Annotated in this window: 17 protein-coding genes; 4 read left to right on the forward strand and 13 right to left on the reverse strand. The window is 52.9% G+C overall.

Annotated elements, in window-relative coordinates; all coding sequences use genetic code 11:
• Positions 1 to 296 precede the first annotated feature (296 nt).
• Positions 297 to 1,385: a DKNYY domain-containing protein gene (locus K7P01_RS00005; protein WP_267288563.1), complete on the forward strand. Its 1,089-nt coding sequence runs from the start codon at positions 297 to 299 to the stop codon at positions 1,383 to 1,385.
• A gap of 139 nt (positions 1,386 to 1,524) precedes the next feature.
• Here K7P01_RS00005 and rpsA read toward each other — a convergent pair whose 3' ends face one another.
• The 6 genes from rpsA to K7P01_RS00035 form a co-directional block, all read right to left on the reverse strand.
• On the reverse strand, positions 1,525 to 3,543 hold the full coding sequence (rpsA, locus tag K7P01_RS00010; RefSeq protein WP_267288564.1) for a 30S ribosomal protein S1: 2,019 nt from the start codon (positions 3,541 to 3,543) through the stop codon (positions 1,525 to 1,527).
• Between the two features lie 237 nt (positions 3,544 to 3,780).
• A complete protein-coding gene (locus K7P01_RS00015) occupies positions 3,781 to 5,139 on the reverse strand; it encodes a TolC family protein (RefSeq protein WP_267288565.1) in 1,359 nt (452 codons plus the stop codon).
• 23 nt (positions 5,140 to 5,162) lie between these two features.
• Positions 5,163 to 5,849 carry an ABC transporter ATP-binding protein gene (locus tag K7P01_RS00020; RefSeq protein WP_267288566.1) on the reverse strand — a complete coding sequence of 229 codons (687 nt, stop codon included), beginning with the start codon at positions 5,847 to 5,849 and terminating at the stop codon, positions 5,163 to 5,165.
• Positions 5,850 to 6,295: 446 nt separating this feature from the next.
• On the reverse strand, positions 6,296 to 6,712 hold the full coding sequence (locus tag K7P01_RS00025; RefSeq protein ID WP_267288567.1) for an OmpA family protein: 417 nt from the start codon (positions 6,710 to 6,712) through the stop codon (positions 6,296 to 6,298).
• A gap of 74 nt (positions 6,713 to 6,786) precedes the next feature.
• A complete protein-coding gene (locus tag K7P01_RS00030) occupies positions 6,787 to 8,364 on the reverse strand; it encodes an ATP-dependent DNA ligase (protein WP_267288568.1) in 1,578 nt (525 codons plus the stop codon).
• Positions 8,361 to 9,428, reverse strand: a complete 1,068-nt coding sequence (locus K7P01_RS00035) for a ligase-associated DNA damage response exonuclease (protein WP_267288569.1) — start codon at positions 9,426 to 9,428, stop codon at positions 8,361 to 8,363. The genes K7P01_RS00030 and K7P01_RS00035 overlap by 4 nt, the downstream gene beginning before the upstream one ends.
• Positions 9,429 to 9,648: 220 nt before the next feature.
• Between K7P01_RS00035 and K7P01_RS00040 the strand changes: the two genes are divergently transcribed.
• Complete coding sequence (locus tag K7P01_RS00040; RefSeq protein WP_267288570.1) at positions 9,649 to 10,599, forward strand: porin family protein; 951 nt, start codon at positions 9,649 to 9,651, stop codon at positions 10,597 to 10,599.
• 20 nt (positions 10,600 to 10,619) lie between these two features.
• Here K7P01_RS00040 and K7P01_RS00045 read toward each other — a convergent pair whose 3' ends face one another.
• Positions 10,620 to 11,240 carry a nuclear transport factor 2 family protein gene (locus K7P01_RS00045; RefSeq protein WP_267288571.1) on the reverse strand — a complete coding sequence of 207 codons (621 nt, stop codon included), beginning with the start codon at positions 11,238 to 11,240 and terminating at the stop codon, positions 10,620 to 10,622.
• 90 nt (positions 11,241 to 11,330) lie between these two features.
• On the opposite strand from K7P01_RS00045, the gene K7P01_RS00050 reads away from it, so the two are divergent.
• Both K7P01_RS00050 and K7P01_RS00055 read left to right on the forward strand, forming a co-directional pair.
• Entirely contained in the window at positions 11,331 to 12,482 is a 1,152-nt protein-coding gene (locus tag K7P01_RS00050) for a tetratricopeptide repeat protein (RefSeq protein ID WP_267288572.1), read from the forward strand.
• Positions 12,483 to 12,634: 152 nt separating this feature from the next.
• Entirely contained in the window at positions 12,635 to 12,763 is a 129-nt protein-coding gene (locus K7P01_RS00055) for a hypothetical protein (protein ID WP_267288573.1), read from the forward strand.
• 79 nt (positions 12,764 to 12,842) lie between these two features.
• Here K7P01_RS00055 and K7P01_RS00060 read toward each other — a convergent pair whose 3' ends face one another.
• The 6 genes from K7P01_RS00060 to K7P01_RS00085 form a co-directional block, all read right to left on the reverse strand.
• A complete protein-coding gene (locus tag K7P01_RS00060; protein ID WP_267288574.1) occupies positions 12,843 to 13,397 on the reverse strand; it encodes a thioredoxin family protein in 555 nt (184 codons plus the stop codon).
• A 25-nt stretch (positions 13,398 to 13,422) separates the two neighbouring features.
• Complete coding sequence (locus K7P01_RS00065; protein ID WP_267288575.1) at positions 13,423 to 13,998, reverse strand: hypothetical protein; 576 nt, start codon at positions 13,996 to 13,998, stop codon at positions 13,423 to 13,425.
• Entirely contained in the window at positions 13,982 to 14,554 is a 573-nt protein-coding gene (locus tag K7P01_RS00070) for a YkgJ family cysteine cluster protein (protein ID WP_267288576.1), read from the reverse strand. The genes K7P01_RS00065 and K7P01_RS00070 overlap by 17 nt, the downstream gene beginning before the upstream one ends.
• 88 nt (positions 14,555 to 14,642) lie before the next feature.
• Positions 14,643 to 15,149 (reverse strand): nuclear transport factor 2 family protein, encoded by a 507-nt coding sequence (locus tag K7P01_RS00075; protein ID WP_267288577.1) that lies wholly within the window; start codon positions 15,147 to 15,149, stop codon positions 14,643 to 14,645.
• A gap of 53 nt (positions 15,150 to 15,202) precedes the next feature.
• Positions 15,203 to 15,694, reverse strand: a complete 492-nt coding sequence (locus tag K7P01_RS00080) for a VOC family protein (protein ID WP_267288578.1) — start codon at positions 15,692 to 15,694, stop codon at positions 15,203 to 15,205.
• Positions 15,695 to 15,718: 24 nt separating this feature from the next.
• The gene (locus K7P01_RS00085) at positions 15,719 to 16,168 is read right to left on the reverse strand and encodes a GyrI-like domain-containing protein (RefSeq protein ID WP_267288579.1); all 450 of its coding nucleotides are present in this window, start codon (positions 16,166 to 16,168) and stop codon (positions 15,719 to 15,721) included.
• Positions 16,169 to 16,210: the final 42 nt, after the last annotated feature.

A 16,210-nucleotide genomic window follows, 5' to 3' on the forward strand; every position in this document is an offset into this window, starting at 1 on the left:
TCCTCCTACAGCGGTTCGAATCCGCTCGGGACCTCCTAAAGGCTGACTTATTAAGTCGGCCTTTTCTGTTTCTAAACGGAGCTTTTGCAGAGCCAGGGCTCTGCTTAATAATTTTTCCTCCTACAGCAGTTCGAATCCGTTCGGGACATCCAAAACACTCATAATCAACGAGTTGATTGTTTTTCATTTCTATCCATTCCTGTTGAACGCGATCGGGTTACATTTAGAGGCCCATTGAAATTCAATAAACGCTCATTCCGGGCAACCATTGGTTAAAAGCCCCTTTCTACAGATCTATGAACATCTCTATCAATATTATCGTCACGGTTCTTCTTATTTTCTGGGGTGGTGTTCTGATGATGTCGCCTATGATGATTGTCGCCGAAGGGATACGTAACAATCGCGGATCGCTGTTGTTTACCATGGCCATCCTGGGGTACCCTATTGTAGTATTCGGGCTCATCAAGATCCTGGGACTGCGGTATTTTGGAATGAATGTAACGGGATGGCTGATCGCAGTAACGGCAGTGTGGCTGATTGTGATCCTGCTGTACGGTCTGCCGGGGATGCTCTGGAATGCCGGACGGGGCATATCCAATAACGGGTATTTTGCTTCTGCCGATGCCGTGTACCATGACGGTAAACGCATGCGTCATGCCGATGCTCAATCATTCAAGATCCTGACCGACAACCAGTATGCGATCGATAAAACTACGGTTTTTTACCATGGCGATCCGGTACCGGAAGCGGATCCTGCATCCTTCGGACCTGTAACGGAAACACCACCGGATACGTCCCTGATTGTTGCCGACACCGGCACGCGAATATTCTGGCGGGATAAAAATCACATCTACTATAACGGCAAGCTGATTCCCGGGTGTGATCCTGCAAGCTTCGAGCGGATGGCCGGACTGTATAATAAAGACGCTTCGCACGTCTATTACTCCGATCAGGTACTGGCAGGCGTCGATCCCCGTACGTTCCGATTTTTAGGAGAAGGCATTGCTACGGACGGAAACGTGCTTTATATCTACAACAAACGATCGGAGACCCCTGTAGACCTTTCCAGCTTTACCGTGATAGAAGGCGAATACGAACGTTTCTGCCGCGACAAGAACAGTGTGTATATGCTCTTTGTTATGCAGGATGAGCCCCTGGTACGTGCAGCGGGCGCTGATCCGGCGACCTTCACGACATTGGAGCGCAGCTACGGCAAGGATAAAGATCACGTCTATTTCTTCGGAAATTACAAGGGCAAGGGCCAACAATTTGTGCTGCTCGAAGGCGCCAACCCGGCGACCTTCGCCATTGGCTACGACGCCGCGACAAAATCAGAAGCGCGCGATGGCAGTCGGTCATACCTGTACGGAGAGCGTGTACAGTAAATGCCGCAGGCGGGGTCCATCAGAATCTTAGGTTGATACCACGTGTTTTTTATGTGCTATACTATGTGGTGCGGCGCTATAAACAAAAAAAGGTGGCTCTTTGGGAGCCACCTTTTCGGTATACATTGTTAGCGTAAGCTTATTCAGCTTTGCCTTCGCCGCCTTGCATTTTTTCTTTCAAGGCGCTCAGCGCTTCGAGGTCGCCCAGCGTAGACTTTTCATTCTGCTGGTTGATCGACTGGATCGAAGCACCTTTTGCAGGAGCTTTCTTGTTGCCGCCGCCCTGGCCACCTTGTTTGCCACCGGCTACAGGGCGTTCTTCCTCTGCAGACCAGGTTGCTTTGTGCGACAATACGATTCTTCTGTCATCTTTCGAGAACTCGAGCACTTTGAAGTCCAGTGACTCGCCAACCTCTGCCTTAGAGTTATCTTCTTTGGCCAGGTTTTTAATAGCGGCAAAGCCTTCGATACCGTACGGTAACTCGAGCACTGCGCCTTTGTCGTTCTTGTTGATGATTGTGCCTTTGTGAACTGAGCCAATAGTAAATACTGTCTCGAATGTATCCCAAGGGTTTTCTTCCAGGTGCTTGTGGCTGAGGGCCAACCGGCGGTTAGCAGCATCGAGCTCGAGCACTTGTACTTCCATGGTCTCACTTACCTTCACGAACTCAGAAGGATGTTTGATCTTCTTGGTCCAGCTCAGGTCAGATACGTGCACGAGGCCGTCGATACCTTCTTCCAGTTCGATGAACAGGCCGAAGTTTGTCAGGTTGCGCACGATGCCTTTGTGCTTGGTGCCTACAGCGTACTTCGTCAGTACATCCTGGCGTGTCCAAGGATCTTCGGTGAGTTGCTTGATGCCGAGTGACATCTTGCGCTCGTCGCGGTCGAGAGTCAGGACTACTGCTTCAACCTCGTCGCCAACTTTCATGAAGTCTTGCGGGTTGCGCAGGTGTTGTGACCAGCTCATTTCGCTTACGTGGATCAGACCTTCCACGCCGGGCTGCAGTTCGAGGAATGCGCCGTAGTCGGCTACGTTCACGATCTTGCCCTTCACTTTCGAGCCAACTTGAATTTCGGCCGGCAGTGCATCCCACGGGTGAGGCGTCAGTTGCTTCATGCCCAGGGAAATACGTTTCTTGTCTTCGTCGAAATCCAGTACTACTACCTTCACCGTCTGGTCGAGCTTCAACACCTCTTCCGGGTGGTTGATGCGACCCCAGCTGATATCGGTAATGTGGAGCAGACCGTCTACACCACCCAGGTCGATGAATACACCGAAGTTTGTCATATTCTTGATGACACCTTCGAGTACCTGACCTTTTTCGAGGTTGGTGAGGATCGCTGCCTTCTGCTGCTCGAGATCTTTCTCGATCAGCACTTTGTGCGATACTACTACGTTGTCGTTGGTGTAGTTGATTTTCACAACTTTCACCTCGATGTTCTTATTTACATAGATATCGAAATCGCGAATAGGCTTCACGTCGATTTGCGAACCAGGCAAGAAAGCCTCGATGCCGAATACGTCGACGATCAGACCACCTTTGGTTCTGCGTTTTACAAAACCTTCGATCACCTGGTCTTTGTCCAGGGCGGTTTGTACATACTCCCAACCCTTCACGAGCTTCGCTTTTCTGCGGCTCAGTACGAGCTGACCCATAGCGTTTTCACGCTCTTCGATGAAGAGGTCAACAACGTCACCAATTTTCAGGTTGGTCATTTCTTTGAATTCAGCCAGCGGCACGAGACCGTCTGACTTGAAGCCGATGTTCAGGATCACGTCGCGGTCATTGATCCCTACGACTACACCTTGTACTACTTCACCTGTGTCCACAGAGGTCACGGTGCCAGAGTACATTTGTACCATTTCCTCGCGCTTCTCTTTTGAGTATCCTTCACCAAAACCTTTAGAAGCGAATGCTTCGAAGTCGAATTGGCCGGGAATCTGCTTTTCGTATTTTGCTTTCTTCAGTTCAGAAAGCGGGATGGCGTCGGTGCCGATATCCTCGCGTTGCGCAGAGCGGAGGTCTGCCATCGGATCTTCGTCATCAGCGTCGACTTTTGATCCTTTTGCTTTAGATGTTCCTTTCGAAGCGTCGCTGGAAGCTCCTGTAGGTTTTCTGGGGCGATCACCACCCGGGCGTTGTACTTTTGACATGCGTTTGCCCTATTTACATGCATCCGGCGGGCGGGCGGACACACTTTTGTTTGTTTACTCCTTTCAAGCGACCGCTTGAAAGACCCGCTCTTTTGAGCAGGGCTGCAAAGATACGAAAAGGCTGAATAACAGCAAAATGGAAGCCCGGTCGGCAAATCCGCGGGCCGGCCGCGGCATCAAACAAAAGCCCTTCCGGGGATACCAGAAGGGCTTCAGTAGAACGATTTGTTGCTGAGATTATGGAATGTCCTCCAGTTTCAGCGTGCCGACTGCAAAATCCAGCAGGATCTTTTGGAAGGAGATGGTGAATTTGGCCTGGGCAAAATCGCCCTGTGCCTTGACGTAGTTCTGGTTGGATTGCGTGTATTGCACCAGGTCGGTAATGCCCAGGTTGTAACGCTCCGTTTCGAGGTTATACGACATCTCTGCTGCGTGCAGTTGCACCTCCGCAGCCTGATAGGCGGCAATCGCATCCTGGAAGTTCAGGTAAGCCCTTTGTACATCGATCTTAACCGTGTTCTCAATATTACTTTTGGTTAATCGGGCATTGTCATACGCCACCCGTTGACGCTGCATCGTAAGCCGATTATTCAGGTTGTTGAAAATCGGAATACTCAGCTGCAGCCCGTATTGCAATTTTGTATTATCATCATAGAACTGGTCGCGAAAGCCAACCACATCCGTGCCACGCAGCTTGTTGTAAGCAGAGCCATACCCTGCAAAGGCGATGAGGTTGGGATAATATGCACCCCGCGAGGCACGAACAAAATTCAGCGCAGCGTTCTCCGTATACAACGACTGTTTGTAGTCTTCGCGGTTTGCTTTCGCCGTAGCATAAAGCTGATTAAGGTCTTGATCAAGCGACGCCATAAAATTGGCATCCCACTGTGGATCTTCCAGTGCAAAGTCTGCCGCGGCATCGATCAGCATAGTCTGCGAAAGCAGCGCCTTGTCATTGCGCAGGGTGACACGGGCACGCAGGAACGCAAGCTCAGCGCCTTTTACCAACGCGTCTTGTGTTATCCCATCTACCTCGGCTTTGGCACCCAGCTCTACCTGTCCTTTGATCTGGTCCAGCTGGGTCTTGAGCAATTCGATGTTGCGCTCGGCAATCTTCATTAACTCCTGGTCCAGCAGCACTTGCAGATACTGAGACGACACATCACTGATCACCTGCTGCTCCGTGCGCTTGACCAGACTGGTCTGCGCCCTGAGCAGGTCGCTGGATTGCCGGATTGTATAAATACGATTAAAGCTGTTGAAGAGCATCATGTTCGCGTCAATACTGCCGTTCATTTGGTCGGTCACGCCATTCATCACCTGGCCTTCGTTGTTGTTGAAGAAGTTACCATGAATGCGGGAGGCGGTAAGTGTGCCATTAATCGTGGGCGCCAGCTGCGCGATGCGGTTGGCGCGCACTGCCTCGCTCAGCTCCAGGTTGTTCTTCTCCTGATTGAGCGTGACGTTATTTTTGATAGCAATCTTCAGTGCCTCTTTATACGACAACTGGGCCGGCACCTGTGTGGTAGACGCCTCCTGCGCCTGGGCCACTATCACCAGGCAGCTAAACCAACCTATTGCAACGATCCTCTTCATAGTTCTTGTATAGTTCTTAAGCGTTATGCTCCTACCATCACCTTCTCATCCGACACGATCGTGCCGTCGGCCACTTTCACGATACGTTTGCCGTAGCGCGCGTTCTCTTCCGAGTGTGTTACCTGGATGATGGTGATGCCTTCTTCATTGAGCTTCTGGAATATTTCCATGATCTGCTTGCCCTGGTCGGAGTGCAGGTTACCCGTCGGCTCATCGGCCAACAGCAACTTGGGTTGTCCGACGATAGCCCGTGCAATACCGACCAGCTGTTGCTGGCCACCGCTGAGCTGCTCGGGAAACAAGTCTTTTTTGGCGACCATGTTAAACCGGTCCAACATTTCGGCCACCATGCTTTTGCGCTGGCTGCCGCTCACGCCTTTGTACAATAGCGGCGTCTCGATGTTTTCGTAGACCGTCAGCTCATCGATGAGGTGATAGGCCTGGAAAATAAAGCCGATGTAATTTTTATGCATGTCGGATTTCTGTTTCTCCTTCATGCGGTGTACGGGCTCATCAAAGAAAAAGTACTCGCCGGCCGAGGGCTCGTCGAGCATGCCGATGATGTTCATCAGCGTGGACTTCCCCGCGCCGCTGGGGCCCATAAGGGTGAGGAATTCTCCTTGTTGTACATCCAGGTTGACGCTCTTCAGAATGAAGGTGCGCTGGAAACGTGAGTCCACGTACTTGTCGATGTCGCGTAGTTTGATCATAGTGTTGTATAAAAGGTCAGAACATGTTAGAGCAGGGATGATTCCACGGGCTCCTGGGCGCTATGACCGGTACGGGGTCTTTGCCAACAATGGTGCCAATGGACTTTTTAGCGGAAGATGCACAAAAAAGGGATGTTTTCAGCATGAAGTGCGTCCGCTTGTGCAAAATGGTGTCCTAAATCGGACGGTAAAATGAACATGGTTGGTGCGTTGACAGGAGGCCTTGGGATGGGCCTGATAGGCTGTATGTATGCCTTTTGTACGCTTTCAGTACGGCTTTGATACGGGTATGACCCCTCGACAGCGGTTCGCTCCAGTTGTTCCGCGGGATACCCCCGCGCTGTCTCTGTGCTTTTAGCACGGGCTTATCTCGGACTATACTCGGGCTTAACACGGACTATACTCGGAGACATCCCCGCTTTTGGCGGGTTGCCCGGCGCCTATTTTCAGTAAATAATGGGATACAGAATCACATCCACCCGCCGGTTTAGCTGCATGCCGTTGTACGTTTCGTTGCTATACACCGGATTGTCAAGCCCCCAGTTTTTGACATTGATCTTGTAGGATGGGATATTTTTCTGAAGCAACAGTTGCAGCACCGCCTCGCCCCGCATTTCGGAAAGCCATTCATTGAACGCCCGGCCACCGATTGGGTCGGTGTGACTGATCAGCTGCAGGTGATATTTTTCCAGCAAATCGGGGATGGAGTCGAGCCAGTGATATAAGGCGTCTGCCTGGAACTCGTCGATCTCGTAGCTGCCTCCACCAAAGTAGATACTTCGGCGCAGCTCGTCGCGTGTCTGCTGGGCAAGGGCCGGCAGCAGCGGCAACAGAAGCAGCACGGTGAGGAGCAGGCGAGCCATGGGATTATAACGTTGGGTGTTCTAATTTAATCCATCCGGCGACCGAAATACAGCCCGATCCATGCAAACGGCAATTAACGCTCGTCCAGTAGCAAGCGGAGACTTTCGAGGGTGTCGGCCTCCGCGGCGGGCTTGTCCTGGCGCCAACGGCGGATGCGGGGAAAGCGCAGGGCGATGCCCGATTTGTGCCGCGAGGATTTCGCAATGCCTTCGAAGGCGATCTCAAATACCAGCTCCGGCTTCACGCTTCGTACGGGTCCAAAACGCTCCAGCGTATTTTGTTTGATCCACCGGTCTACCGCGCGGATCTCGTCGTCGGTCAGGCCGCTGTAGGCTTTTGTGAAGGGTACGAGCTGGCCTTGATCCCATACGGCAAATGTATAGTCGGTGTAAAGGTTTGCGCGGCGGCCGGCACCGTGCATGGCATAGATCATCACCGCATCCACGGTCAGCGGGTCGATCTTCCACTTCCACCAGTCGCCGCGCCGGCGGCCGGTGCGGTAGGACGACGTTTTGCGTTTGAGCATGATGCCTTCGCTTACCAGCTCGCGGGCTCGCAGGCGTTCAGCGGCAAGGACTTCCCACGTGGCAAATGTTACCAGCGCCGATAAGCGCAGCACCGGGTGCGACTGTGCGCAGATCGTTTCGAGTATGGCGCGGCGATCGTGCATGGGGCGCTCGCGCAGGTCGGTGCCCCCCCACTCCAGTACGTCGTAGGCAACAAAAGCAACCGGCACTTCGCGCAGCAGTTTGGTGCTGAGTGTTTTCCGGCCGATGCGCGTCTGCAGGTGATTGAACGACAATGGGCGATCGTCCAGAAACGGCAAAATTTCGCCGTCGAGCACCGTGCCATCGGGCAGCAGGTCGAGCATGACGGTATATTCGGGGTACTTGTCTGTTACGAGCTCTTCGCCGCGTGACCAAACAAAGAGCTGGCGATCGCGTACGATGATCTGTCCGCGGATGCCGTCCCACTTGTGCTCGGCGTACCATTCTTCGGGCGTACCGAGGGTGGTGACATCGTCTTCCAACGCATAGGCCAGGTAAAATGGATAGGGCCGGGAGATGTCGTGCTGTTCTTCTTCCAGCAGTTGGGTGAAGGTATTTTGATCGGGCGTCCAGTTGCCCATGAGCTTGTGCGCCAGTACGGTTTCACGCGTACCGGTATGTTTGGCCAGCGCTTTCACCATCAGCTGTTGGGATACACCCATGCGAAAGCCGCCGGTAATAAGTTTATTAAACACAAAGCGTTCTGTGTGATCGAGGCGACTCCAGGCGTCGTATATCTGTGCTCGTTTTTCTTCGATCGTAAGTGGCTCCAGCGCGCGGATAAAGTTAATCCAGTAGGTCAGTGATTCGTCGGACGCGGTGCGCGGTGGCGGGAGTAACAAGGTGATGGTTTCAGCCAGATCACCGACGACGTGGTACGATTCTTCAAACAACCACAGGGGTAAGCCGGCTTGTGCGGAGGCCCATGTCGCAAGCAACGTTGTGTTGACGGTGCGCTTCGGGCGGCGGTGCGACAGCAACGCCATGGCCCACAGCTTGTCCGCATCGGGCGCCTGGCGAAAGTAGTCTACCAGGGCGTCGATCTTGCCAAGTGTTTTGGTGGTCTGGTCCAGCGCGGTGAACAGGTTGGCGAAGTTTTTCATGTCGCGGTCCCTCCCGTCGTATTCTCCTGTTCCTCGACGGGATCGGGATTGGTCTTCTCCTCGCCTTCTACCATCTCACTCAGCTCACCTTCGTAGTGTGTCTTTACAGCATGTGCTTCCAGGCCTTGCTCGCGGAGCCATTGGGTATAGATCTCGGTATAGCCGTGTGTGACGTATACCCGCTCGGCGCCGGTCTCGCGCACGGTGGTATTCAGACTCTCCCAATCTGCGTGGTCGGACAGCGCAAAGCCGCGATCGGCTCCACGCCGGCGGCGTGCGCCCCGCAGGCTCATCCACCCCGAGGCAATGCCCAGTGAGTAGGGTAAAAACCGGCGGATCCACGGAGAGCCTACTGCCGACGGGGGGCAAATGACCAGGGAACCTTCGAAGTCCTGCTTTTTGTGTTGCGTCGTCACGCGTTGCGTCTTGGGCAAGACCATGCCCTGGGCGCGGAAGATGTCGAGTATATTATCCACCGAGCCATGTAAAAATATATTGCCAATGCTGGTGTCGACGTTCCCGATGATGCGCTGGCTCTTGCCGAGCGTGTAGCCGGCAATGACAGACACTTTGCCTTCCGCACGGTTTTGCCGCCACCACCCGTTGATCTCGTCCATGATGGTCTGCTGCGGCTTCCACCGGTACACCGGTAGTCCAAACGTTGATTCGGTAATGAACGTATGACAACGCACGAGCTCGAACGGCTCGGATACACCGTCGTTTTCGAGCTTATAGTCGCCGGTGAACACCCATACCTCGCCCTGGTGCTCTACCCGGATCTGCGCCGAGCCGGGAATGTGGCCGGCGGGGTGAAATGTAAAGTGTACGCCGTTAATCACCACAGGTTCGCCATACTTTACGGTCTGCAGGTTATTTTCCAGGCGCAGGCGGTAGCGTATTACGGGGGCAGCGGCTTCTGTACATAAGTAGTGTGTGTGTCCCGGCCGGGCGTGGTCTGCGTGGCCGTGGGTGATGAGCGCGCGGTCTACCGGCTTCCAGGGGTCCAGGTAGACGCCGGCGAGTGGGCAATAGATTCCGCGGTCCGTGAATTCCAGTAGGGGCATGCGTGTGTGGATTTGTTTTGCGAAATCTAGTTAAAAACGCGTACCCGAAGGGAGTAGTGTGGAGTGTGAGAGCGAGAGCGGAGAAAAACAGAACAAGGCTTGTGCCGGGTGTATGCGTGAGCTTGTGAATCGGCGAACCAGCGTATATACCCCATGTATAAAACATTTTGCCACGGACATTAAAATAATTAGTATACTAGGCCCTGTTATCTACTCTACCATGCTACGTTATTTTCTACTTGTTGGTCTAATTGTACTTGGCACAAGCGCTTCTACGCTCGCCCAGCGTGTTGTTGTGCAGCCTAAAATGGGCGTGACGCTATCGACGATCACAAACCATGCAGGCGTTTTTGATGTCCGTCCTGGGTATTACACGCTGACGCCCAGCGCAGGGGCGTTAATGCCGCACAGTGCCGCGCCCATGCCGGGCACACAGTACGGATACAATATTGGGAAATTCTATAGCAGCACACCACCTATGCAATTTGGTCTGTCGATTCCGACACCCGATAATACGGCTTTCCAGGAAGTGCCCCGGCAGGAAACGAAAGTTAAAACTGGCTTTACGATTGGTGTGGCTGTCAACATTGCGTTTTCAGAGCGTTTTTCATTGCAGCCCGAGCTTAGCTATATCCGGAAAGGCGCCCAAACTCATTATTCAACCAACAGCATACAAAGTATTCCGGGGGCGTCGGCTGAAAGAGTCTCTCAGACATGGGGGGACGGCGAAGTAACGCTGGAATACCTGGAGCTGCCGATCCTGGCACGCTATAACTTCCCTTCGCAAAGTAAGATTATGACATTCTTTGTCGTGGCAGGCCCCGCCTTTAGCATGGGCCTTGGTGGCCAGGTGCGTTCCGATGCGGGTTACTACTATTACACCCGCAGTACTGACTATACGCTGGTTGGGCCGATTCAAATTGGTCAAGGCACTTCCACGCGCCGCGGCTCGGTGGAGTTCGAAGACGGCATCTTTTCGAAAAATGGCCAGGACCTTCCTGTCAATAAGAAATATGATGTCGGCGCTCAAATCGGCGGCGGCGTGACGCTCATCAAATATCTTGTAATAGACGTTCGGTATAGCCGCGGTTTTATCAGCGTCTACGATCGCTACTCTAACGCCCGCAATCAGACACTCCAGGTGTCCCTGGGCGTGCCGCTTATCTTCTAGCTTAGCTACGCAAACTTCTATTACCAGCCTGTACGACCGCTATTCCAACGTTTATACCCAAACGCCCCGGGTAACGGCAGGCTTTCTGCCGGCGTTGAATTAAGGTCATACGACTTTTTTATACCGAGGTCCAGGTGACCTCTGACATGTTTGCGCTCGGTCTCTTTGGGGATGTTGCAGCCCGTTTTGCGCCGCGTGTCTGCCAGGTGAAAGATCTTCCAGGCGCCGTATTTGTCGCGGAAGAGTTGAAATGCGTCTACGCCGCAGTGGCTAAAGGTATCGCCGGCATAAAAGGCATAGTCACACCAGGCTTGGGCAAAGTCGCCGTCCAGTTGCACTTTCAGGTTCCAGACCTCTTCATACCACACTTGCGGGTGGGGCGTGCCGACGGCTTTCAGAAACTCGTCGAGGGTGGACTCGCGGCGCAGTGCCGGGGCGTCGGTTTTGTCGCGGTAGACGGTGGCCATGGTAACTTCTGGCGTGAAGGCGGCGTGCACCATGGCGCTGTCGCCTTTTTCCATGCCGGTAAACAGTTGCGTTATGACAGCCTTAATGGCAGCTTCGTCGGCGGATTGGCTCCGGGCGGCGCCTGCAACGGCTAACACGAGGCAGGTAACAATCAGGATTCTGAATTTCATCATCGTGGGTTTTAGCTATAGGCCGAAGATCGTGAAAATGACGTTTATAACCACTCCCAAATATTTACTACTTTTGGCCGTATTTTACTGCTTATGTTCCACAAGATTTTGCTGGCCCTGGTCGTCGTTACTTGTATGCTTTCTTCCGCTCCTGCGTTTACTGCGGGGCCTGACAGCCTCCTGGCCATTTTAGATACTGTACCCCGCAACGAGGCCAAAGTAAAAACGCTGAACGAATTGTTTCGCGCACACTTGCAAACCAATCCCGTCAAGGCGGTGGGCTTTGCCCGCGAGGCCCTGAACCTGGCCACAGAGATTAACGACCGCAAGGGTTTGGCCGCGGCCTACAACAACCTGGGCGTGGCCTATAAAACCCAGGGCGCCCTGGACAAGGCCCTGGAGTACTATCTCACCTCCCTGCACTTGTACGAAGCGCTGCAAAACAAAGAAGGCATCGCCACTACGCGCAACAACATCGCGACGATCTACTCGATGAAGAAGGATTACGGCCAGGCCATGAAATACCTGCAGGAGTCCTACAAGCTTTTTATCGAGCTGAAGGACGAAGACAAGATCATCGGGTCCATGAACAATCTGGGCAACCTGCACAGCGAGATTCAGTTGTATGAAAAGGCGATGGACTATTTCTCGCAGGCATATCAACTAAGTGAAAAGAAAGGCCAGGCCTTTGCTGATCCCCTGACCAACATCGGCAACCTATACTTCCGCCAGAATAACTATCAACGTGCCGTCGAGAATTATGAAAAGGCGCTTCAGCTCGAGCGCCAGAATAACAACACGTTGGGCGCCTTGAACATTCTCATCAACCTCGGCATTACGTACACCAAGGCCAAACAACCCAAGCCTGCGCAGGTGTACCTGGACGAGGCCGCCAGGCTGTGCCAGGAACTGCAGGCCTTCTCGTACTTGCCGTCCATTTACAAGACGGCCTCTGAAAATTATAGCAATCAGGGCCAGTGGAAAGAAGCGTACGATACGTATGTGAAGTACGACGAGGCCCGGGAGAAGATCTACGGCGAGGAGAGCAGCCGCAAGATCGCCCAGATGGAAATGCTGATAGACTTCCAGGAAAAAGAAAAAGAGCTCGACCTGTTGAAGTCTGAGGATGAGATTACGCGGTTGGAGCTACGCAGTACGCAGTTGGTGGTTGTGCTGATCATACTCGCGGTTCTGACGGTGTTGGGTGGTTTGAACTTGTTCCTGCGTAAAAAGATGCTGAAGTAGGTACGGTGCAACCGTTGCGAGGGAAACGATTGCACCTCACAGATAACACAGAAGTACCAAAACAGCGAAATTTTACAGTTTTTTTAACGCTAAATCCTTTTTCGGTTTACCTGCATGCCATACCTTTGTTTCTGTAAACAACCACTAGAACCATGTTTCAACAGTTTATTGGAGACGGAGCAAATATTTTTATCGCCATTGTAGCAGTGCTGGTAGGCTTTGCCACAGCGTTGGGCTACGTTGATTTCCTGAAGGTCAAAAAGGAGCAGAAGAAAGACTAATTGCACATCAATCGCTATAAAGAAAAAGCCTTGATGCTGCTGCACCAAGGCTTTTTTATTTAGCCGTTGTCTATACTTATTAATATGGCGATTGGTAACTCTTTTCCCAGTCTTTCCACGTCACACCTTTCTTGTGTTGATTTTCACCAAAGTACTGGGCAATCATGTGAAACTCGGGGGCCTTACGGTAGCCGGGTACGGGTTGGATCATATTAAAGTTCTCATCCAGAAATACCACGGTAGGATAGCTAAGCTGGTTGTTCAGCAAGGCTGCGGCCAGTTCGTGGTAGCCACTGCGGCCGCTGGCCACGTACTTGTACGTAGTCCCGTTTAAGACCACGTCTTCCTTCTGCTCGCCATTAAATTTTACGGGATAGAATCTTTCATTCAGTAGCTGGGCTACCTTGGGGTCGCTGAACGTTTCGCGATCCATCACCTTGCACCATCCGCACCAGTCGGTGTAGACGTCGACAAAAATGGGGCGTTTTTCCTTCTCAGCCTTCTTCATGGCTTCTGCCAGGGTCAGCCATTGTACGTCGCCTTCGGCCGCTTTGGCGGGGCGATCGATCATAGTCATAGCCGTTACTGCCAGCACGCCGGCAAAGGCCATTGCAGAAAATAGTAGTCGTTTCATAACGTTACAGGTCTGGTCCAAAAAATCAGCGTACCCGGCGAGGGGCACCCTTTAGGTTAAAGTAATCGCGGTTCAGATTGAATACCAGGGAGAAGCGATTGCGGTAGATGGTAGTGATTTCTTTGTCAGACAATGGGATCTGGTATCCATAGAACAGGTCCGCAAACCCCAGAATGGTTAACCCGATCTTGGGTGTCGCTACCAACGAGCGGCGGTTGCTTCCTTCGCTGTCGTAGTTGTGATCGATGAAGTAGGTCAGGTCTACCGCTGTGCCAATGATGCCTGCCGTAAACTCATAGCCCAGTTTGGGGCCGAGCAGCAGGTTTTTATCATCGACGAAAACATCGACTGTGCAATAGGCTCCTTTGGTGAACAGTGTCAGGGGATGTTTGTAGATGCTCTGCCATTGCACGCCGCCTTCAAAGAAGGCCCGGTCCTGGGCGCCGACACCGATCTTTGGAATGATGCGCGAACGGGTCCAGAATCGATCAAAGGGGCCGGTACGGGCAGAATCGCTCTGCGCATAGGTGCTGGTCGCCGTTATGATAAGCAATACGGCTCCTAAAAATCTTACGGCCAATGCTTTATTCCCTGTACGCATAGTAATGCAATATAACCTCAATTGCCCTCTTTATGGCTTCGTTTATCGGGAAAAATTCGCGTGTCAACTCGAAATCAATACCGTGCAACTGCATGTAGTATTGGTTCATGACCGGCAGACCTCCCTCCTCGCCTACCGTTTGCTGCGCCGCCTCGTATTGAACGGCTTGCTCTGTTTTGATAACCTGACAGGTGACCAGCTCTTTTCGTCCGTACTTATTGGTTCGGGCAGAGTAGCCAAACAGCCTGCAGATAAGTCCGCGATGTTTGTATTCCGAGCACAGCCCGGCACCTGCCTGCGTTGGGTTCAAAATAACACAAAGCGACGTATCGCGGTCGCGTAGTGTATCGTACCAATCGTGTGCCAGGTTTTGCTGGTAGAGATGGTAGGCAAAGGGTAGGAATTCCAGGGGGGTGGCCTCGATGTCGGCCTTATAACAACACTTGCCGCATCCCCAGGCGCAATGTAGTCCCGACCAGGCCTGGAAAGAGGCTATTTCCTGGTCAAGCTTTTCAAACACACCTTCTACAGCAGCAATTTTTTCCTCTAAGCTCACGGTACAAAGGTACAGCTTATCGGCGAACGAATTTGCGTGTGCCGGTCGGGTAACAAGTTTTTAACAGATGTGGGGAAAGAATGGTGCGTTATCGCCTGGCCGCCAGGAAGGCATCCAGACCACGTCGCGCCGTCTGGCGCACTTTGTTGCGCACGATGGGGCTCCACCCCAGCAGCCATCCGGCTCCGCCGAGTGCCTGACGCGACCAGCGCCAGAAATTAAAACGGTCGGTATGCCGATAAATCTTACCGTCGCGGAATTCGAACGTAGCGTGTACGATGTTGTGTACCGGGCGTCCGGTTTTGGAGAAAGTATAGTGTGCTTCCCAGGTGCAGCTGCCCCGGTCGCCGGTTGTCTGGATTGTGTGGGCTTCCACCGCCAGGTCGCGCGAAGACGTGAGCAGCATTTGCCACATGGCCTTTACTTCGGCCGCGTCGAGCTGTTGAAAGACGGGGTCGTAGAAGGTCGCTTGCGGATGGTACAGCGCCTGCATGGCAGCGTAGTCCTTCCGGTTAAAAGCAGTATAGAAGTCGCGGATGATGGCCTCGTGCATGGTCGTCGGTGAAAGTGGAAAGCTAGCGGCTATTACCGACATGTCCAAGCACGGGCTGCCGGTCGGTCAGGCGCGTTCCTCCGCTTCCGCCAAGGCTACTGACCGGCCGGTTTTGTATACTTCACCAGGTCGATGCCAACGCCGTTGGGGTCGACGATGGCAAAATGCCGGTCGCCCCATGGCTCGTCGCGTAGGGCAATGGCAATGGGCACACCTAACGCTTTCATGCGGCTATACTCCGCGTCGACATCTGTCACCTCGATCGTGAAGAAGATACCTTTACCTGCAAACGCTGGTTGAAAGAGTGGTTGCTGCGAGGCGTGGCCGGGTAACAGAAATGCCACTTCTGCCTGGTGGCCGGGGGTGTGCATCAGCAAATAGAATTCGTTCTCGAACGTCACGCCGAAGTTTAACACGCGGGTATAGAAGTCGCGAGATTCTTTGAGCTTAGGGGTAATGATACCGGCATTTAGTTTCATAGGGTGCGCGTTTTCAGGATGCGTTTGTGCAGAAGAGGTATAAGCCACCAGCATGCTGGCGATGCCGATGACAATACCAATGATGATGATGAGCTTTTTCATAGTCATAGCGTGGAGTAGTTTTACAAAAGGTTATGCAATGCCGATTTGGATCTCCGAAGTATTGCCTTCCGGATGGACCATGTCGACATTAATATAGATCTCGCGATTAACAGCCAATGGCGACAGCTTGTGCTCTGCGATGTATCCCATCAGCTTACCGTAACTTTCGGGCATCCGCTCCCACGGCCCTTCATGCACGCAGGAGACACAGCGGAACGGGCCTGTGCGCTTATATTGAAATTGCCCGTCATAATCTTGCGGTATCTCCCGCACCGGCAGGGCTATCTCCAGCGTAAAGGGTTTTGTTACGTCTGTAAAACCGATGTAGTGCCAGTGTACCGGGCCGGCAACGAAGTGGCCACGCGCCACGGCTTCGGCAAAAAGCTGTTGCCCGACGGGCACGAACTGGTGCAGCTCGACGAGGGTAGTTTCCACCCGGTGGAACAGAAAGTTAATAGGATGTACTTCTTTGAGTTGCATAAGGATCTTTGGTTTTTGTTGTGACAAAGCAACACCACACTG

Source organism: Parachryseolinea silvisoli (genome assembly GCF_021190955.1).
In the GTDB taxonomy this organism is placed as follows: Bacteria; Bacteroidota; Bacteroidia; order Cytophagales; family Cyclobacteriaceae; genus Ohtaekwangia; species Ohtaekwangia silvisoli.